The sequence below is a fragment of the Caballeronia sp. GAWG1-1 genome (assembly GCF_023631465.1).
Taxonomy (GTDB): domain Bacteria; phylum Pseudomonadota; class Gammaproteobacteria; order Burkholderiales; family Burkholderiaceae; genus Caballeronia.
In genome coordinates, this window is sequence record NZ_JALQDB010000036.1 from 1 (window position 1) to 20,066 (window position 20,066).

Genomic DNA, 20,066 nt, shown 5'->3' on the forward strand with positions numbered 1-20,066 from the left:
TGCGTCGACGTGTGCCCGAAGGGGCTCAACCCGACCAAGGCGATCGGCAAGATCAAGGAATTGATGGTGCGCCGCGCGGTGTAGCGCGAATGGCGTAACAAGCATTGAACGACTGCCGAAGCTGAGCGTGAGCCAGCTTCGGCAGTTGTCGTTTGAGAGCTAGCCCAAGCGCGCAAACGTCCCGTCGAAAACGGACAGACACTAAGACTAACTAAGCACATTTTTAACTATCCGGTTAGAATATCGAGATCGAACAGGTGCCGTCCTCGGCACCGTTAATCGCCATGCTCCTCGCATGGTGTTGAGAAGGGCCGTGCCGCGCGCAACCCTGCGCCGTGCAGCAACGCTTCGTCTGCAAGCGTGTTTCGCCGATGCGTTCCCATCCAGCGTACCGAAGGCTCTATCCTTCGCGACCGACCGCGCCCGAGCTTCTTGGAGAAAATAGATGTCTACGAGTAATACCCGTGTTTCAGCCGCGCTGAGAACCGGTTGTGTGTTGTTGGGGCTCGCAATGCTGGCCACGGGTCTGTTCTTCGTTGCAGGCGGCGCGAAGCTCGTCTTGCTCCACGGCAGCCCGTACTTCGTGATCGCCGGGATCGTGATCGCCGTGGCCGCGGTGCAGTTGATTCGCGCGCGGTCTTCCGCGGTCATCGTGTATGGCGTGGCGTTCGTCGGCACGCTGATCTGGGCCTTGATCGACGCAGGCTTCGATTTCTGGCCGCTGGTGTCGCGTCTCATGTTGCCGACGGGCTTCATGGTGCTCACGTTGCTGCTGTGGCCGTCGTTGCGCAAGCATGAGAGGGTGACGCCCGCGTCGAAATGGGCATACGGTTTGAGCGCGCTGTTTGCGTTGGGCATGGTCGTCACGTTCGTGCAGATGTTCGAACCGCACGACCCGGTCGCCTTCGAAGGCACGGCTGCGCCGCTCGCACCGCTTGCACAGAACGACGCGCAGAAGAATTGGAGCAACTATGGCAATACGCCGGGCGGCAGCCGTTTCGTGGCGCTGAACCAGATCACGCGCGACAACATCAAGGACCTGCATGTTGCATGGACTTTTCATACGGGCGACGTGCCGGTGAGCCCCGGTGGCAACGGCGCGGAAGATCAGCAAACGCCGTTGCAAGTGGGCGATCGCATCTTCATGTGCACGCCGCATAACAACGTGATCGCTGTCGATGTCGACAGCGGCAAGCAAATCTGGAAGCGCGAAATCAATGCGCAGGCGCAGGTGTGGAACCGTTGTCGCGGCCTTGCATACTTCGATGCCACGCAAGCGCTTACGCAGCCTTCGGTCGCGGGTTCGACGCCCGTGATCGCGCCGACGCTTGCATCGGGCGAAGCGTGTCAGCGCCGCATTCTGATGAACACGATCGATGCGCGCCTCGTTGCCATCGATGCGGATAACGGCGCGCTCTGCGAAAGTTTCGGCGACCATGGTTTCGTGAATCTGAAAGCAGGCCTTGGCGCGGCGGATGACCCCAAGTATCAGCTTACTTCCGCGCCGACGCTTGCAGGCACGACCGTGGTCGTAGGCGGGCGAGTAGCGGATAACGTGCAGACCGACATGCCCGGTGGCGTGCTGCGCGGTTTCGATGTCATCACGGGGCAAATGCGCTGGGCTTTCGATCCGGGCCATGACGATCCCAACGCGCAACTCGAGCCGGGTCAGACCTTTGCTCGGAGCACGCCGAACTCGTGGGCGCCCATGTCGTACGATCCCGCGATGAACACGGTGTTCATCCCGATGGGCAGCTCCTCGGTGGATCTCTGGGGCGCGAACCGCACGGCTCTGGATCATCGTTATGCCACGTCCATCCTCGCGCTCGATGCCACGACGGGCAAGGAGAAGTGGGTCTACCAGACGGTCCACAACGATTTGTGGGACTTCGACGTTCCCATGCAGCCGAGCCTGATCGACTTCCCCGAGAAGGATGGTTCGACAAAACCTGCCGTGGTCTTCGGCACGAAGTCCGGGCAGATCTTCGTGCTCGATCGGCTTACGGGTCAGCCACTCACGCGCGTCGAGGAAAAGCCCGTCAAGAAGGGCAGCATTCCCGGCGAGCAGTATCCCGATACCCAGCCGTACTCGGTCGGCATGCCGCTCATCGGCGCCGATACGCTGAAGGAATCGGACATGTGGGGTGCCACGCCTTTCGATCAACTCATCTGCCGAATCAGCTTCAAGTCGATGCGTTACGACGGACTCTTCACGCCGCCCGACACGGACATCTCGCTGAGCTTTCCAGGCTCGCTCGGCGGCATGAACTGGGGCAGCCTTTCGACCGATCCGAATAGTCATTACATCTTCGTGAACGACATGCGCCTCGGCCTCTGGGTGCAGATGATTCCGCAGAAGACCGACAACGTGCAGGCCAGCAACGGCGGCGAGTCCGTAAACACCGGCATGGGCGCGGTGCCGCTGAAAGGCACGCCTTACGCCGTCAACAAAAACCGCTTCATGTCGCCGCTCGGTATCCCTTGTCAGAAGCCGCCTTTCGGCACGCTTTCCGCGGTCGATCTGAAGACGCAGAAGATCGTATGGCAAGTGCCTGTGGGCACGGTGCAGGACACGGGTCCCTTCGGTATCAAGATGGGGATGAAGATGCCCATTGGCATGCCGACGCTCGGCGGCACGCTGGCGACGCAGGGCGGCCTCGTGTTCATCGCGGGGACGCAAGACTACTACCTGCGTGCCTTCGAAAGCGCGACCGGCAAGGAGGTATGGAAAGCGCGTCTGCCGGTGGGAAGTCAGGGTGGACCGATGAGCTATGTATCGCCGAAAACGGGCAAGCAGTACGTGCTCATCTCGGCGGGCGGCGCGCGACAGTCGCCGGATCGGGGCGATTATGTCATCGCCTATGCACTGGATCATTGAGTACGCGCCGTTGCTTGGTTAAAGTGACGGCTTCTCTTCGAGCCTGTCGGCCTGGCGCGTCAGCACAACAACAATATGCGTCTTACATCTCTTTCGGGCCGCTGTCTGGCCCTGACCCTGCTAAGCACGTTTGGCGTGGGCGCTACGGCGGTTCATGCGCAGAGCGCCGTGACCTTGTATGGAACGATCGACACGAGCATCGAGGTGACGAATCCCGGTTCAGGGTGGACGCCGCGCATGGATTCGGGCGCGTATCGCGGTTCGCGCTTCGGCATGCGGGGCGCCGAACCACTGACTGGCGACACGCGTCTCCTGTTCGATCTCGAAAGCGGCTTCAGTTCCGCTGACGGGACGCTTGCGACCGCGGGCACCTTGTTCAATCGTCAGGCATGGATCGGCGTCGGCGCGCCGTGGGGCGAAGTGCGCATGGGGCGTCAGTATTCGCCGATCTACATTCCGTTCAAGGGACAACTCGACGCCTTCGGTGCCGGGACGATCGCATCGGGTCTCAACAACCTGTCGAAGATCACGCCTTATACGGATAACGGCATCACGTATCTGTCGCCGGACATTCACGGCTTCACGACGACCATCATGTTCGCCTTGCGCGATGCCGGCGCGGGCAATGGCTTGTCGGGCAATTACGAAACCTTCGCGTATCGCAACGGGCCGTTCCGTATTGCTTACGCGCATCAGGACACGCAGGGCAGCACGGGGCTACGTTCCAATCTGAGTGGCGTGTCGTATCGCTTCGGCAAGACGACGGCGTTTCTCAACTTCTTCAATGGCGATGGCGGATCGCCGCGTTATCACGACGACGGCATGTCCGTCTCGATGCGCTACGCGTTCTCGCCGGCTCTGCGCGCATCGCTTGGTTATGCTTATGCGCGCGATCGATCGGGCGGCGACAATAACGCGGACCAGTTCAGCATTGCGTGCGAATACGATCTTTCGAAGACATTGATGTTCTACGCGACAGGCGCGATGCTGCGTAATCGCGGCGATGCCACCTTCACCTTGCGCGGTGTGAATGTGACGGGGCTTCCGGCCGCGTATCCGGGTGCGCCGATTCGCGGCGTGCAGATCGGCGCAATCGAGCGATTTTGAGCGGCTCCAGGCGGCTTTAAGCGACGCTAAGCGGCTTTATCGAAGTGCGTCGATCAAACCGCGCAACGCGACGCGCAACGGATCGTCCGATGTCGGCTTGCGACGAACCTCATCGCGGGCGCGCATGTCAAGTCAGGCATCGAAATTCAGCATCATTTGACCTATCCGAAATAAGAAGTCGAACAGAATCCATGTACAAAAAAGGCGCGGCACTCGAATTGCAGTTTGCTCCGGCTCGTTTGAATAGCGGCGCTGGCGATCCCTACTGGATCGATCTGACCGTGGAAGAAGCGCGACGTCTTCATGCCGAACTCGACGCGTACCTCGCCGCCGATCGCGAGCGGGGCGCAGACCCGCTGGTGGTCACGCTCGACCGTGGCGCAGAGGACGAGACGCTCAAGGACGAGCAGCCGCCAGCGGCACGCTCCCACGTCGAATCCGAATTCAAGCAATGGGTCTGCGTGATCTGCGGATGGATCTACGACGAAGCCACGGGTGATCCTGAACACGGCGTTGCAGCCGGCACGCGCTGGAGCGACATTCCGGACGACTGGCGCTGCCCGCTGTGCGATGTCGGCAAGGAAGACTTCGCGCTGGTCGAGTTCTGAAAGACCTTCGTTCGTTTCATCGAGTTACCGAGTTGCCGAGTTGCCGACTTGCCGATTAGCGGGCGACCTTGCATCGGCGCTTGTCCGTGGTCTGTCGCGATGGAAGGTATCTGCGATAATCGGCGCATTGCATCGAGACCCCACCGCCATGCATCCATTGCTCAACGCCGCAGCACTCGCAGAACGCGCGCAAGCCGCCGAAGATCGCGCGCGGGGTGTTGCATGCGACTGCACGAAGACGGCCCTCGATGGCTGGCAATCGCAGCCTTTATCGCTAGACGAAGCGGCGCTCGTTCAGGTCGGCACGCTCATGCCGCCGAATGTTCCCGAGCCGACTTACGCGGAGTATCCGCCGGGGAATTCGCAATACTGGTCGGCGGAGGCACCTATCGCGCCGCGCTACTTTCCGTATAACCGCTGCGACGTGTGGGAATGCTCGAAGTGCGGCAGGCTCTATTTGCGTTATACGGAAGGCGGCGGTTATTTTGTCGATCGTCGCATTCGCGCGCTCAAGGCGCGTCTCGTGGAAGACGCCGCGCTTGAATAAAGCGCGCGGCGCGACTCATCCCTTGCCGCGCGCGGGAGCGCTTTCCCCCTCGGGCGCAGGCGTTCCCTTCGATGTCCCTCGCGCCGCGCTGACGAGATCGCGCAACGTCCGCACGACACGGTAGCCGATCAATCCCCATGTCGTATTGGCAATCTGCATCGTCCATGCATGGCTGCCGTTGTTGCGGCTCCAGTAGGTCTTGAAGCGCTCGGAACCCACGCCGAAGTCGATGTCATAGCGCTGCTCGAAGGCCCACTTCACGCTGTGTTCCCATGCAATGGAGCCCGGTCCGAACCGGCCGTATTCCGCATTGAATCCCGCGATAACGGCGTTCGCCATCGGATTGCCGTGACTCATGATGACCGCGGCCATTGGCTGGTCGTCGAGTGTCACCATCACGAGTCGCGCGGGCGGTTCCTTGTCGGACGTCTCGCCGCGATAGGTGAGCGTGGAGATGAGAAAGCGTTCATAGTATGGCGAAAACAGCCATTTTCCGCGCTTGCCGACACGGTCGCTCCAGCCACGCTTGGATTCGAGCATCCAGCGTACGTAGCGCGCGATTGCTTCGGTATCCGATGTATTGACCATACGAATACTCAGTGCGCCTTCCTTGGCCAAGCGACGTTCGAGCTGACCGGGCTTCTTGCCGAACATCGTGCCGAGCGAACCGGAGAACGTCTTCCAGTCGCTTTCGTCGCGCAATTTCGCTATCCACGATTCATGTCGCGACCGGCCGAGAATATGCCGCTCCGCCGACGCAATGCGATGCAACTCCGACCCTTCGTTCATATAAGGCAGGTGGATGAAATCCGTCTTGAAGCGTTCACACGCAATACGCCATGCGCGCTCGATCAGCGCCCGTGCGTCCTGACCGTCCTCGACGAGCACGCTGGTGTAATCGCCGGCATCGGGGCTAAGGGGCAGCAGATACGTCCACAGTGCGCGTCGATAAGCAACGAGCGGCCACACCAGCCGAAGCTCGCCGTTCTCGCGCAAGACGATGCAGCGCAACTTGCGGCGTCGCGGTTTGGCAACGTGGAGCCACGCAAGCAGACACACATCGAAACGCTGGAAGTAGCGGCCCTGTGCTTTCAGCCAAAGCGTCTCCCATTCGTCCTTGAGCGCACGCAAGCCAGGCTCGTCGCAGACGAGTTCGATTCGTATCTCGGAGTCGCGCATCGGGTCGCTCTTGACTGACTGTCCATCCTTGAATATCCCACGACTTCAGAGCGACTTAGGTTCGGGATCGCTCATAGGTTTTCATGATTTGCGCGCCGTCGCGCAGACCGTAAGGTTAGAGTAATTTAGGCGTCAGATTGTCGATGCTTTGCCGAAGCAATGGCGCATGTATCGCACGACATGCGAGCGCTCGACGATGAATCGCATGTAAGCGTTTGCGCACCGCAACGTGCATGTGCGAGGGGGAAGCCCGGCGCGCGAGGCGTATATGATGGCAGCGTCTTACTTCCGGGAGCGACCATGCAGCCGACTACCTTGCTTGTCCCCACTTTCACGCAAATGCTGAAAGGACTTGCCGCCTGGCTCGACAAGGCCGACGCGCATGAAAAAGCGCGTGGCATGACCGCCGATGCATTGCTGCCGTTGCGTCTCGCGCCCGACATGTTTCCACTCGCGGCACAGGTGCGCTTCGCCTGCTTTCAGGCGCAGGAGCCGGTGCATCGTCTGCTTGGCGCGGCGCTGCCCGATGCGCTGATAGCGCTGCGCGCGGAAGGCGCTCATTCGAACGAGCAACCCGGCACTTTCACGGATGCAAAAGCCTGCATAGCGGATGCCATCGGCTTTCTGTCGAACGTCGCCCCGAACGCATTCGATGAAGTAGGCGGCCGGCCCATCGCGCTCGATCTTCCCAACGGCGTCGTCTTCGATATGACTGGCGAGCAATACGCGCGCGACTGGGCGCTGCCGCAGTTCTATTTCCATATCATGACGGCCTACGCGATCCTTCGTCATCATGGCGTGCCGCTTGGCAAACCCGATTACGTGGCGCACATGCACGCGTACATCAGGCCAGGAACGCTGCCGGGCGCGAATTCATGACGCAGGGTTGCCGTATGCCGTCGAACGAATTGCTGCGCCAAGCGTGCGCAGCGTTTCGCGCGCTTGCCGGTCGGTGAGACTGGAGTACATGACGACATCGCGTGCGGGCAGCGGCGGCAACTCGAAGCGCGATCCGACATCGATCGTTCCCTTCGGCGTGACGCGTCGTCCGAGCGCGGCAGCTGCCAGTCCCGCCGATACCGCCGCGCCTATCGTGCCCAATCCGCCGCCCACGAACACTTCCGTCCACGCGATGCCGGCTGTATCGAGTGCATCGATTGCCATGCTGCGCACGCTGCACGGCGGAGGCTGAGTCGCAAGCCGCAGCGGCTCGCCATCGCAATGCTGAAAGTCGGGCGCGGCCATCCAGCCGAACGCTTCCTCATGAATGGTCTCGCCGTCCAGACGCCGGCTGTCGTGGCGCAGAACGACGGCGGCATCGAGCAGGCCTGCGTCGAAATCCTCGAGCAAGTCGCGCGATGACGCGATTCGCATCTGCAGCACGACGCCCGGTTCCGCCTCGCTCACGCGCCGCAGCAAAAGCGGCAGTTCCGTACCGACGATATGGTGGCCGATACCGATCGCCATGCGGCGAGTTCCAGCGCCGAATGAACCGAGCGCGCCCTGATGCGCGGCAAGCAGCGCACGCGCCGGTTCGAGAAACGCGCTGCCTTCCGCCGAAAGACGCACGAGCCGTGGCGTGCGTTCCAGCAGCCGGCGCGCGAGGCTATCTTCCAGACGCTTGATCTTCAGGCTGATGGCGGATTGCGTGGAATCCATCGCCTCGGCCGCGCGGGTGAAGCTTTTGAGGTCCGCGGTGAGCACGAATGCCTGCACGGCCTCGATATCGAGAGTCTTCATGGTCATTCTATTTTCGAATCATTGAAATATCGATTCATATCGTTTTCAAATGATAGGGCGATGGGTATTCTGAATGCAAGCTTCTTCCACGCTCGTTCACTCTCGAAAGGATCGATCATGCTGCTCGCTCAATATGCTCATCGTCTCCCGGCCGATTACGACACCAGCATCATTCGCGCGCGCGCTAAAGAACGCGGACCCTTGTGGGACGACTTGCCCGATCTGCACTTCAAGGCGTTCCTGCTGCGCGAGAGCGGCCGTCATGGCGCGCTCGAAAACACTTATTCGTCGCTTTATCTGTGGCGTCGTGACGAGGCCTTCGGATCCTTTCTCGTCGATGGCCGCTTCAAGACGGTGACGGACAGTTTCGGACGGCCGCGAATCGAAACGCGCTTCGCGCTCGATGCCGCGAGAGGCCCGGCACGCATCGCACGCTTCGTGTACAAGGAAGAACTGGCTGTTTCACCGGACACGGATTTGCAAACGGTGTTCAAGGCGGAGATCGAGCGCAACCGGCAGACGGCCGCCGAGTCGCATGTGGTCAGCGCGGCGGTCGGTGTGGACGCACAGCAGTGGAAGTTGACGCGCGTAGTGGTGAGCGAACGCGAGCCCGTTGCAACGGGCAAGGCGATCGCCTACGAAGTGCTGCATTTCGCGACGCCGTTGCTGCATGAGCTGGAATCGGCGAGCCGTTGAAGATGCGCGAACCGGCGTATGGGCCGTGGCTCATCTTCGCGGTTCATAGGCCGGTTTGTATCGATGGAAGCCAGGCTATGAGTAGAACGATGGCGTCGGCATGCGTCCATTGAGCGCCCACTCGCCAAGCTCGCGCACCTTGTAGTCGATCGGATCGTGCAGCGTATGCATGCGCACGTTGCGCCAGAAGCGGTCGAGTCGTAACGCGGCGGCGGTCGATCGCGCGCCGGTCACGTCGAACATGCGATGCGCTACATCGAGACCCGCACGCGCCGCCGCCACACGCGATGCCGCCACCGCGACGGCCACGTCGCCGCGTTCGTCTTCGGTGAGCGCGAGGCCGCGTTGCCATGCGGTATCGAATTCATGCATGGCGCGTTCGGCAAGGAGCCGCGCGCTTTCGAGCGCGAGCCAGAAGTCGCCGTAATGCGCGAGCACGTATGAGTCTTCGCTCGGGCGCGCCGCCGGCGATGCGATCCACGGACGCGTCTGCGCAAGCGTCGACTCGCGCGCCGCCTGCAGCGCGCCTTCGCCGATGCCGAGATAAATGTGGCTCAGGATCGATTGCGCGAGCAGCGGCCTTAAGCACGCGAACGGGCTGGAGAGCGGGCCGGGATCGTCGAGCAGTTCGTCGGCTGCGACTTTCACCTGATCGAAGCGCACCGTGCCGCTATCGGTCTGGCGCTGTCCCATGTTGTCCCAGTCGTCGAAGATGGTGATGCCTGCGCGCTTAGTAGGCACCACGCCGATCAGAAGACGTCCATCGGACTTGAATGCGGAAGCGAGAAGCCGGTCGGAGTCGGTGGCGCCGGAGCAAAAGCTCTTGCGGCCGTCGAAGATATAGCCGTTCGCGCCGTCCGCTTCGGCCCGCGTGCCCTGATCCAGCGGGTTGAGCGCGTTGCCCCAGAACCATCCTTCCTCGATGGTTTGGCCGAGCCACTGGCGAATCTGCGCGTCGCGGCCGAAGAGGCGGATAGTCGCGAGTTGCAGATGATGGAACGCGAAGAGATGCGCGAGCGAGCTATCGACTTGCGCCATGCGTCGGACGACATCGAGTGTCGTGGACCAGTTCGCGCCACCGCCGCCGTATTGTTCGGGCACGCTCAAGCGCAGCAGGCCGATTTCACGCAGGAGACGGCGCTCGTGCAGAGCGGTGCCGCCGGCTTTGTCGCGTGCAGCGGCGGTTTGCGCCCATTCGCGCAGCAAGGCTTCGAGGGTTGCGCTCAAGGCATCGTCGATGTGGGTCATGCCGGTGTCTCCCGATAGCGTTTCGCCATATGCGGGGACACGAGCGTATCCCGGCGCCTCGCAAGGTAACGCACGATAGCGCGCCGGGCAAGTTATCGCTTGATAAGAGCCTGTCTTGCGGATGACTTCTCGCGTGAGCCAGGTGCCGCACTACGCAGCCAATGCCTCCACCACCTCATCGACTTCGGCCAAGGCAGCCGCATGCTCGCGAATCAGCCGATAAACCGTATCACCCGGCACCGTCTCATCCTCCAGCAACTGCGCGGCAATCGCGCGCAGCACGGGCTCGTTCGCGCGCAGCAGCGCGTAGCAGGCATCGTTCAGATCGTGGAGGAGCCGATTCGCGTGTTCGATCGCGTTCTTGAGCTGAAAGCCCGCATACTGCTGCGGCAGCGACGCAAGACTGAAGAGATCGCCGTCCGCGTTGAAGCCTTGCTTCGACACCATGTCGAGACCGATGCGCGATGCTTCCTGAAGATCGTGCGCCGCGCCGCTCGATGCTTCGCGGAACATCAGCAGTTCCGCATTGCGCCCGCCGAGCAGCACCTGAATCTCGTTGCGCAGTTCGGTTTCGCGGTACAGGTGCTTGTCCTGCATCTTCGTGATCAGCGCCACGCCCAGCGCGCCGCCGCGTGGCAGGATGGTGACTTCTTCCAGCACGCCCGTGCCGAGCAGCGCGGCGACGAGACCGTGTCCGGCTTCGTGAACCGCGATACGCTTGCGCTCGCTCTCCGACAACGCACGCTCCGCACCGTTGATGTCGCCGATGCGCGCAATCTTCACCGCTTCCACGAAATGCTTCGCGCCGACTTCCCGTTCGCCCGCCTTGCGCGCGACGAGACCCGCCTGATTGACGATCATCGACAGCGTGGCCGGCGACACGCCGGTAGTCAGACGCGCGAGCTGATCGAAGTCGATATCGTCTGGCTTCGTCTTCAGCTTGGCCGCATAGAAACGCAGGATCTCGGCGCGATCCGCGAGATCGGGCAGCCGCACCTGAATGGTCCGGTCGAAGCGGCCCGGGCGTCGCAACGCTTCGTCGAGACTGTCCGGATGATTGGTCGCCGCGACCACGATCACGCCTTCGTTCGAAGCGAAGCCGTCCATTTCCGCGAGCAACTGATTGATGATGCGGTTGCTTTCGGCTTCCACCGGACCGCCGCCGCTATCCGTGCGCTTGCCGAGCCCGTCCGCCTCGTCGATGAAGATGACCGTCGGCGCGTTCTTGCGCGCCAGTTCGAACAGATGCTTGACCTTCTGAATGCCCACTCCGTAATACTTCGCGCTGAAGTAGCTGCCCGTGATCGCGATGAAGTTGGCGCCGCATTCGCCAGCGAGCGCTTGCGCGAGACGCGTCTTGCCGACGCCGGGGCCGCCCGTCATGAGGACGCCGCACGGCGCGCGCACGCCCATGCCGGTGAATTGCGCGGGTTCGGTGAGCCACGCCTGCACATCGGCGAGCGCCGCCTTGGCTTCACCCGCGCCGATGACGTCGGCGAAACGCAACGTCGGCGATTTGGCGAGCAGACGCGCGCCACCTCGCATTTCGCGGCGCATGAACCAGATCAGACCGCCCATCATCAGCATCGGCAAGAGCAAGCTCAAGGCGTCGCGCACGAGGTCGAACCGGTCGGTCCAGCGCGCCATGCCCGTGCGCACGTTGACATCGGGGAGCCAGACCAATTGGTAGGGCGACGCGTTGCCTGATTTCAGGTCGCCGAGCAGCAGGGCGTTGGAGAAGGCGCCGTTATGATCGGCGACGAAGTATTGGTCGGCACGAAGCGTCGAGACGAGGATGGCGTCGCGGCTGACGCCGATCGCGGCGACGTCGTGTTCGCGGATATCGCGCATCATCTCCGAGACGTCTTTTTCCCGATGCGTCCACGGCGACGCATCGCGGCGCATCTGACTCGCGACGCCTGCCACCGTCGGCGTAGTCTGCGTAGCGGCCGGTTCATCGCGCGAAAGCAGCACGCTCACGGCTGCCACGAGCACGGCTGCGGTCATGCCACACGCGATGAAGCGGCCGATGCGCGACCGTAGCAGTTTTCTGAGCCTATCCATTAAACATGTCCTGAGGGGCGCGGCGAGGCGGCCGTTGTAGCTGTCGTGATTCGATCTGACGAGGCGCTTGCAATGGAGCGAGTTACGCACTGTGCGAGCGCTCGAGTGACGCGTGTCGTACTCAAATTGAATGACGGCAGAGGGCGCGCCAATCTTTAGTGGCGGCTTGAGGCGGGAAGCTACAGCGCGAGGGCGGCTTCGGTAAAAATGGGGAGTTGCGAGCTGCGGGGCAGCTTGCGTCGTGACGTCACGGCGTTAAGTCGCTGACCACTCAGAACGGCTCGGTCTGCCACCGCAACACAGGATGCGTCGCTCCCGCGGGCATCGCCCAGACGCCGTTCGTGCCGAAGTTATATGTCGGACCAAAACTCGCCGTCTGGCTCATCTGGGCCGTGGTGCGTCCTTGCGAGGCGGGAACGGTATTGCCCACGGTGACGCCCGCCGGCGCGCCCGTCGTCTGCTTGTTCCAGTACACGTCCTTGCCGATCACACCATCGTTCTCGAAGGCGATTCCTGCAGGCGCCGGTCCCTGGCCCGCCTGCACGTTGTCGATCACCGCGCCCGTGGCGAACGACTGCGTGATCTTGCCGGTCGCCGTGTTGATCCGCACGAGCGCGCCCGGCGCCGATGTGCATACGCTCGCCCCGAATCCGCAATAGTTCGGGCTGAACGTGGCGCTGCCCGTGGCGTACGACTGCGTGATCGTGCCCGCGTTGCCATCGACGAGTCCGCCCGCGCCGTTTGTGTGGGCATAACCCTCCGCGTTACCCGTGGCGTACGACTGGCTGATCACACCGGTCACGTCGTTGGCGGCAACGAGGCCGCCTGCATCCGCGTCCGCGGACACGTTCGCGCTGCTCGACGAACGAGCGATCAGGCCGGCATTTTCCCCCACGAGGCCGCCGACACTGATCAACGATGCGCCGGCGCTGCCGCTCGAATGCGCGTTGACTATGGTGCCTTGATTGAGGCCCGCGAGCACACCTACAGCGCCGAAGAAAGCGCCCGTGCCGTAGGCGCCGCCATCCACGTTGATATTGCGCACGACACCCGTCGTGCCGATGACGGCGAACATTCCGCCCGCGACGTAGTCTTGCGATCCGCAGCATATATCGGTCGCGTTGCTGTTCAGATTCGTGACGGTCCGACCCATGCCGTCGAACTGTCCGGTGAAGGGCGTGGCGACGCTGCCGATCTGCGTGCTGTAGCCGAAGGCCGAACGGTTCGCCGCAATGTCCTTCCCGAGCGCATAGTTACCGGCCAGATCGAGCACGACGTTATCCAGATCGGCAGGCGTATTGACGAGCTTGTATGCCGTCACCTGACCGACGAGCCCGCTGTAGACGGGCGCCTTCCACGCCGCGTTCGCGCGGATGGTTCCTCGCGTGAAGCTGCCGGTCATGTCGTAGAGCGCGCTGACGGTCCCGGTGCTTTTCGACCAGTCGATGGTGCCGCCGTTCTTCACGCTGCCGCCGTTATCGATAGCCGATCCATCCGCGCGCAGCACGACGCTGCCCGAGCCCGCGTTGCGCAGTGTCGTGTGAGGCGCAATCGAGACGTTGCGATACCCCGCGAGCGTGAGACCGGCGGCGCCTTTCCACCGCATATCCGCCGATACGGCCAAGTCACCGTTCGTCCCCTGTCCGCCCGTCGTGGTCAGCGCAACCGAGGTTCCCGCGCCGAGGCTATCCTGCAGCGCGTGCGCCGTGGCTGACCGTACCGTGATCGATGGCGTCGCGATGTTCCACTGCGCGGCGTGCACTTCGGCGTTGTCGCCGAACGCGAGTTGCGCCGCTTGCGTATCGACCGTGCCGCCGCTGCCATCCGCGTTCTTCGCCGTGACGACCCCACGTTGCGTGACCTTGCCGTCGCCTGCGACCAGCCAGACGTGGCCATCGCGCGTGGCCGTGCCCGTCGCACGCACGCGCGTGCCTTCGCCCGCGAGCGCGTAGACGTTGCCATCGGCGGCTTGCAGGTCGATCTGCGCGGCGTCGATGCGCCCCTTGTTCGCGATCACGCCGTCGCTGCCCGTCTGCACGAACACCTGCTTGCTGCTCTTCGAGTCCTGCAGCAAGACCTTTTCGCCGACAGCCAATTCCGCCGTGCCTTTGGGCGCCTTCACGCTGCCGGCATTGACGACTGCGCGTTGCGCGATCAGGAACACGTCGCCGCCGCTCGAACTAATGCTTCCGAGATTGATGACGAAGCCATCCGACTTGCCCGCCAGGGTGAGCGCGCCGCTGTTTTTCATGAAAGCGTCGTTGGCGACGTCCAGCGTCGAGGCGACGAAGCGCCCGCCCGTAGTGACGACACCCGAAGGCCCCACGACGATGCCCTGCGGATTGATTACGTAAAGGCCGCCCGTGGCGCTCAGGCGTCCGAGGATCTCCGAAGGCGAGCCGCCGGTCACGCGGTTGAGTGTCGCGCCCGTGCCGTTGTTGAACACGACCGCATTGCTTGTGCCGATGGAAAAGCTCTTCCAGTCGATGACGCCGCGCGTCGAGCCTGGCTGCGTGATGACGAGTTGACCGTTCTGCCCCGCGATGCTTCCCGCGCCCGCCGCATAGTGGCCTCCCTGCGGCAGAACACCGGCCGCCATCGCCGTTTGACCGACGATCGTCGCAGCGAGCGATACACCGAGCACAAGCGGCACGAGTCTCGAAGAAGCACGGAGGCATTGCAGCGAAGGCGTAATCATGGACGTTCCTTTCCACTTGTGGCGCATCTTCACGACGAACGACGCTTCGCCGTTGTTACTTCGACAACCGGTTCCCTGTGAAAGACGACGGGCGCGGTTCGTTCGCCGCGTCAGCGGGCGGGGCGGTCGCCGGCATGAATCGTGACCGTGCCGTGACGATTAACTGCACCAGGGAAGTGGGTCGAAAGCAGGCATCGGGAATACATCGGAATGCTAGGTATTCCAGGTCTGATCGGAATGCCCGAACGTTCGTCGAGCGTGGCAGATGTTGCCTTTGAATATAGTTTGGATCACGAGATTATTCAACTTGGCGGATACCCGCCATGAGGCTCGATGTTCGATGAATGTCGTGTCGTGTTGGCCTTGAACGCAGCATTGCCGACACGCCGATGTCGCTCCGAGCCGCCTTCGCTCCAACCACGCATCGCGACGCCGACATTGTCGAATTCGAACGCAAGCCGCGTTTGCGCTTGAGGGGCGGACTCACCGCGCGCAGGGCCTACGAGCGCTCGGCCTCTTGCGAACCGATGAGCCGACTTGCGGCCATCGCGTCGAATGAAGTCCATTCCTCATGCCAAGTCGATGCCCGATTTGCCCGTTCTGTGGTTTTTTATTGACAAATAGTTTGCTTTATTTTGGCTTCGTACACTTGAACCGGGCAGATCACACACATCTCGCATGCGGAGCGGACAGATGACAATGGAATCCGGATCACGTCGTAAAGCGTTGAAGTTCGGTGCGGCGGCAGCCGTCGGCGCGCTGGTCGGGCCTTACGTGACCCGTAGCGCACAGGCGGCCGAACCGATCAAGCTCGGCAGCCTGCTCGACGGAACCGGTGCGCTCGGCCTCGAAGGCCGTCGCATGATTCAGGCAACCGAATTCGCCGTCAATCAGATCAACGACAAGGGCGGCCTGCTTGGGCGTCCCATCAAGCTGATTGCCTACGACACACAGAGCAGCATCCAGCTTTACACGCAGTACGCGCAGCAACTCGTCTTGCAAGACAAGGTGGACGTGATTCAGGGCGGGATTACCTCGGCGTCGCGCGAAGCCATCCGGCCGATCTTCGATCGCAGCAAGACGCTTTATTTCTACAACACGCAGTACGAAGGCGGCGTGTGCGACCGCAACGTGTTCTGTACCGGCACGACGCCCGCGCAGACGGTGAATCATATCGTCGACTACGCGATGAAGAACTGGGGCAAGAAGGTCTATATCATCGCCGCCGACTACAACTACGGTCATATCACCGCAAGCTGGATGACCAAGTTCGTGAAGGCCGCAGGCGGCTCGGTGGTCGCTACGGACTTCTTTCCGCTCGATGTCACCAATTTTTCATCGACGATCAGCCGCATTCAGGAAGCCAAGCCGGACATGGTGCTCTCGGCGCTCGTCGGCGCGAACCACGTCGGCTTCTATAGGCAATGGGCGGCGGCCGGCATGAAGTCGAAGATTCCGATCGGCGCGACCGTGTTCGGTCTCGGCGACGAACTCACCACCATGGATGCCGCGACGACCGACGGCATCATCACCTGCTTCGGGTTCTACAACAACCTCGGCACGCCCGCCGCCGATGCCTTCGTCAAAGGCATGCAGGCGAAATACGGCCCGAGTCTGACCGACCTCGGCGAACTCGATACCGCGACGTACGAGGGCATCATGCTTTGGGCGGAAGCGGTGAAGAAGGCCGGTTCCGTGGAGCAGGCGAAGGTCGTGGCGGCGCTCGAAACGGGCATCACCATCGACGGGCCTTCGGGCAAGGTCAAGATGGACCCGGCCACGCATCACACCATTCGCAACGCTTATCTCGCGCGTCCGAAGAACCAGAAGTGGGAGATCCTGCAGACTTTCAACGACCAGTTCCCGTCCGATACCGGCGGTGCGTGCGACCTCATCAAGTCGCCGCGCACCAACAAGCAGTTCACGCCGCAAGTCTGAGCGGAGTCGAAGCGATGGCAACGGATCTCGTGGGATTGCTCGCCTTCAACGTGCTGACGGGCATCGCCACGCTCGCGTTAATCACGATCGGGCTGGGCGTCATCTACGGCATGATGCGCATCATCAATCTCGCGCACGGCGAGTTCATGATGCTCGGCGCATACACGGCGGTGACGGCCAGCACGGCCGGGATCAACATCTGGATCTCGATGCTGATCCTGCCGCCCATCGTGGTCGGACTGTTCGGGCTGCTGTTCGAGCGCGTCATCATCCGCTTTCTCTATGGCCGGATGATGGACACCATGCTCGCGACCTGGGGTATCAGTCTCGGGCTGATCGGGCTCATTACGTCGATCTTCGGCAACGTCATCAAGTCGGTGCCCATGCCCGTGGGCAGTTTCTCGATCGGGCAGTATCACGTGAGCGCCTATAGCCTCGTGCTGATAGGCGTCTGCGTGGTCGTGATGGTCGCGATGCTGCTGCTCCTGCGCAAGACGCGCTTCGGCCTGATCCTGCGCGCCACCATGCAGAATCCGGCGATGGCCGCGTCGCTCGGCGTGCGGCCGTCGGCGGTATACATGGCGACGTTCTCGCTGGGCGCGGCGCTCGCGGGACTCGCGGGCGGCGTGCTCTCGCCGATCTCGGGTGTATCGCCGGGCATGGGTGCCGCGTATATCGCGAAGGCGTTCATCACCGTGCTGGGCGGCGGTCCGGCGATCATCGCGGGCACCGGCCTCGCGGCGGGTCTCTTCGGCTTCATCAACGAGATCGTGTCGTTTCTGTCGACGCCGGTCATCGGCGACATCGCGCTGCTTGCTTCCGCGGTGCTCCTGATCCGCATCCTGCCGCAAGGCATCACTGGTCGATTCCTGAGGCGCAGTTCATGAAATCGCTTCGGCTGGGCGGCGCGGGCGCCGTCATCATCGTCGCGCTCGTCGTCATGTTCGCGTTGCCGAAAACCATCAGTGCGTTCGGCGTGATGCAGGCCACGCTCTTCGCGGCCATGGCGGTCTACGGCCTGAGCCAGGGCTTCGTGTGGGGCTACGCCGGCATCCTCTCGTTCGGGCAGGCGGCGTTCCTCGGCATCGGCGGCTATACCTATGCCATTGCCGCCATCAATCTCGGCGACACCACCGTTTCCGCCGCGCTCGCGATCGTCGCGCCCATGCTGTTCGCGGCCTTGCTCGGCTACTTCATGTTCTTCGGGCGTATCAGCGATGCGTATATCGGCGTGATTACGCTCACCGTGTCCGTGATCCTGTTCGAGTTGATGAACTCGACTTCGGGCAGCCAGTATCACATCGGCGAAGCGGTGCTCGGCGGCTTTAACGGTATTCCCGCCATACCCGTGCTCGCGCCGCCCGGCGCGCCCGACGAGCCGCTCGATCAGATCGGCGTGTGGTATGTCGCAATGGGCACGCTCATCGTGGCGTATGCGCTCCTCAAGTGGATACTCGCGTCGCGCTTCGGCCGCGTCGTCGTGGCGATCCGCGAGAACGAAACGCGCGCCATGCTGATCGGCTACGACCCGCGCGTCTTCAAGCTGCTCGCGTTCGTGACGGGTGCGGGCATCGCGGGGGCTGCGGGCTGTCTCTTCGCCAACTGGGGCGGCTTCATCAGCCCGACCGTGTTCGCGCTCACGATGTCCGCGCAGGTCATCATCTCCGTGCTGATCGGCGGGCTCGGCACGCTCATCGGGCCGATTCTCGGCGCGGTCGCGATCCAGTATCTGATCAACGTGGCGGGCACGCAGCATGTAATCGACCCGAGCCTCGGGCTCGGCATCGTGCTCGTGGCCTTCGTGCTGCTCGTGCCGCAGGGCGTGGTGCCGGTCGTGCGCTCGGCGATGTTGCGCGTGTTCAGCTCATCGAAAGAAGTCAAGGCCGTGGCGCCCAACGCGGCGGCCAACCCGGAATCACGCCCATGAACGCGCTTCCTCCGCTTCTTCAGGCCAAGGGCGTCACCATGCGTTTCGGCGGCGTGACCGCCGTGCGCGAGGTGGACTTCTCCTTGCGCGAAGTCGAACTGCGCTGCCTGATCGGACCGAACGGCGCCGGCAAGAGCACCTTCTTCAAGGTGCTCACGGGACAGCTCAAGCCGACCGAAGGCAGCATCCACTTTCGTAACAACGACGTGACCGGCAGCAATCCGCATCAGATCGCGCGGCTGGGCGTGGGCATCAAGACGCAGGTGCCTAATGTCTTCAACGGGCTTTCGGTGCGCGAAAACGTGTTTATCGGCGCGGGACGCAGGAAGTCGATAGCGCAGGCGCGGCGCATCGTCGACGAAACCCTCACGCGGCTCAAGCTCGACAGCATTGCGGACCGTATCGTGGGCCAGCTCGCGCACGGTCAGCGTCAGTGGGTGGAGATTGCAACGGTCCTCGCGCAGCAACCCGAACTCATCCTGCTCGATGAACCCGCCGCCGGCATGAACCACGACGAAGTGCATCGCACGGCGGAGCTGATTCAGGAAATCAACCGCACGCAGGCGCTCGTGGTGGTGGAGCACGACATGCAGTTCATCCGCATGATCGCGCGCACGGTCACGGTGTTCTCGCAGGGCGCGGTGTTGGTGGAAGGTTCCGTGGATACGGTGCTCGCCGATCAGCGCGTCAAGGACGTTTATCTCGGGAGGCGCGCGGCATGAACGACACGATTCTCTTCGAAGTCTCGCAACTCTGTTCGGGCTACGGGCGCATTCCCATTCTGAATCAGGTCAATTTCACGGTGAGGGAAGGCGAGCGCGTCGGCATTCTCGGGCATAACGGCATGGGCAAGACCACGCTTTTGCGCACGCTCACCGGCCATTTGCCGACCACGGCGGGACACGTGCGCTTCAACGGCGCGGACATCACGCATCTGTCGGCGACGGCGCGGGCGAAAGCAGGCATCGGCTATGTGCCGCAAGGGCGCGAGATCTTCCCGCAGCTTTCGGTGATGGAGAACCTGCGTGTCGGATGCTTGTTGTCGAAGCGCGCGGAAGGCGAAACCATCGAGGACATTCTCGGGCTCTTTCCGCGGCTCAAGGCTTATCTCGACCGGCCGGGCGGCGCGCTGTCGGGCGGCGAGCAGCAATTGCTCGCGCTCGCGCGATGCCTGTGCGGCGGCCCGAAGATCATCTTGCTCGACGAGCCGACCGAGGGCATTCAGCCTTCGATCATCGATGAAATCATCGACACGTTGAAGAGCGTGGCCGAAGCACGCAGCCTGACCGTGCTGCTGGTCGAACAGAACCTCAACTTCATCGCGTCGCTGTCCGAGCGCATTCTGATCCTGCAGAAAGGCACGGTCACGCGCGAGATTCCGCCCGAGATCGTCACCGATCCCGCCATGCTCGACGAGTTCGCGGGCATTGCCTGAC

16 protein-coding genes and 1 pseudogene are annotated in these 20,066 nt (G+C 62.5%); 12 read left to right on the plus strand and 5 right to left on the minus strand.

The features are described from left to right. The 5 genes and pseudogenes from sdhB to NCT03_RS24670 all read left to right on the plus strand — a co-directional run. Positions 1–84: pseudogene (sdhB, locus tag NCT03_RS24650) on the plus strand (succinate dehydrogenase iron-sulfur subunit); the annotation flags it as partial. A gap of 361 nt (positions 85–445) precedes the next feature. Beyond that, positions 446–2,878, plus strand: a complete 2,433-nt coding sequence (locus NCT03_RS24655; RefSeq protein WP_250494270.1) for a glucose/quinate/shikimate family membrane-bound PQQ-dependent dehydrogenase — start codon at positions 446–448, stop codon at positions 2,876–2,878. A gap of 75 nt (positions 2,879–2,953) precedes the next feature. Continuing rightward, a complete protein-coding gene (locus NCT03_RS24660; RefSeq protein ID WP_250494271.1) occupies positions 2,954–3,985 on the plus strand; it encodes a porin in 1,032 nt (343 codons plus the stop codon). A 191-nt stretch (positions 3,986–4,176) separates the two neighbouring features. Next, on the plus strand, positions 4,177–4,593 hold the full coding sequence (locus NCT03_RS33880) for a rubredoxin (RefSeq protein WP_284503456.1): 417 nt from the start codon (positions 4,177–4,179) through the stop codon (positions 4,591–4,593). A gap of 148 nt (positions 4,594–4,741) precedes the next feature. After that, on the plus strand, positions 4,742–5,140 hold the full coding sequence (locus NCT03_RS24670; protein ID WP_250494272.1) for a hypothetical protein: 399 nt from the start codon (positions 4,742–4,744) through the stop codon (positions 5,138–5,140). A 15-nt stretch (positions 5,141–5,155) separates the two neighbouring features. On the opposite strand, the gene NCT03_RS24675 is transcribed toward NCT03_RS24670, so the two are convergent. Then, positions 5,156–6,319 carry a GNAT family N-acetyltransferase gene (locus NCT03_RS24675; RefSeq protein WP_250494273.1) on the minus strand — a complete coding sequence of 388 codons (1,164 nt, stop codon included), beginning with the start codon at positions 6,317–6,319 and terminating at the stop codon, positions 5,156–5,158. Between the two features lie 300 nt (positions 6,320–6,619). On the opposite strand from NCT03_RS24675, the gene NCT03_RS24680 reads away from it, so the two are divergent. Further along, complete coding sequence (locus NCT03_RS24680; protein WP_244830222.1) at positions 6,620–7,198, plus strand: DUF1993 domain-containing protein; 579 nt, start codon at positions 6,620–6,622, stop codon at positions 7,196–7,198. Here NCT03_RS24680 and NCT03_RS24685 read toward each other — a convergent pair. Continuing rightward, the gene (locus NCT03_RS24685) at positions 7,193–8,059 is read right to left on the minus strand and encodes a LysR family transcriptional regulator (protein ID WP_250494336.1); all 867 of its coding nucleotides are present in this window, start codon (positions 8,057–8,059) and stop codon (positions 7,193–7,195) included. The two genes, NCT03_RS24680 and NCT03_RS24685, sit on opposite strands and share 6 nt — an antisense overlap. Positions 8,060–8,176: 117 nt before the next feature. Here NCT03_RS24685 and NCT03_RS24690 point away from each other — a divergent pair, with 117 nt between their 5' ends. Next, on the plus strand, positions 8,177–8,755 hold the full coding sequence (locus tag NCT03_RS24690) for a DUF4865 family protein (protein ID WP_250494274.1): 579 nt from the start codon (positions 8,177–8,179) through the stop codon (positions 8,753–8,755). A gap of 75 nt (positions 8,756–8,830) precedes the next feature. Here the strand turns inward: NCT03_RS24690 and NCT03_RS24695 are convergent, their stop codons facing one another. The 3 genes from NCT03_RS24695 to NCT03_RS24705 form a co-directional block, all read right to left on the minus strand. Next, positions 8,831–10,003 (minus strand): acyl-CoA dehydrogenase family protein, encoded by a 1,173-nt coding sequence (locus NCT03_RS24695; protein ID WP_250494275.1) that lies wholly within the window; start codon positions 10,001–10,003, stop codon positions 8,831–8,833. Positions 10,004–10,153: 150 nt separating this feature from the next. Further along, a complete protein-coding gene (locus NCT03_RS24700; protein WP_250494276.1) occupies positions 10,154–12,010 on the minus strand; it encodes an AAA family ATPase in 1,857 nt (618 codons plus the stop codon). 328 nt (positions 12,011–12,338) lie between these two features. Further along, positions 12,339–14,765: a two-partner secretion domain-containing protein gene (locus NCT03_RS24705; protein WP_250494277.1), complete on the minus strand. Its 2,427-nt coding sequence runs from the start codon at positions 14,763–14,765 to the stop codon at positions 12,339–12,341. Positions 14,766–15,458: 693 nt separating this feature from the next. On the opposite strand from NCT03_RS24705, the gene NCT03_RS24710 reads away from it, so the two are divergent. From NCT03_RS24710 to NCT03_RS24730, 5 genes are read left to right on the plus strand one after another with little or no spacing between them, the layout of a single operon-like run. Further along, positions 15,459–16,703, plus strand: coding sequence for an urea ABC transporter substrate-binding protein (locus tag NCT03_RS24710; protein ID WP_244830228.1), 1,245 nt, complete (start codon positions 15,459–15,461; stop codon positions 16,701–16,703). 14 nt (positions 16,704–16,717) lie between these two features. Then, positions 16,718–17,590 carry a branched-chain amino acid ABC transporter permease gene (locus NCT03_RS24715; RefSeq protein ID WP_250468144.1) on the plus strand — a complete coding sequence of 291 codons (873 nt, stop codon included), beginning with the start codon at positions 16,718–16,720 and terminating at the stop codon, positions 17,588–17,590. Continuing rightward, on the plus strand, positions 17,587–18,630 hold the full coding sequence (locus tag NCT03_RS24720) for a branched-chain amino acid ABC transporter permease (RefSeq protein WP_244830230.1): 1,044 nt from the start codon (positions 17,587–17,589) through the stop codon (positions 18,628–18,630). Before NCT03_RS24715 ends, NCT03_RS24720 begins: the two co-directional genes overlap by 4 nt. Beyond that, positions 18,627–19,352 carry an ATP-binding cassette domain-containing protein gene (locus NCT03_RS24725; RefSeq protein WP_250494278.1) on the plus strand — a complete coding sequence of 242 codons (726 nt, stop codon included), beginning with the start codon at positions 18,627–18,629 and terminating at the stop codon, positions 19,350–19,352. The genes NCT03_RS24720 and NCT03_RS24725 overlap by 4 nt, the downstream gene beginning before the upstream one ends. Next, entirely contained in the window at positions 19,349–20,065 is a 717-nt protein-coding gene (locus tag NCT03_RS24730) for an ABC transporter ATP-binding protein (protein WP_250494279.1), read from the plus strand. Before NCT03_RS24725 ends, NCT03_RS24730 begins: the two co-directional genes overlap by 4 nt. Position 20,066 lies beyond the last annotated feature (1 nt).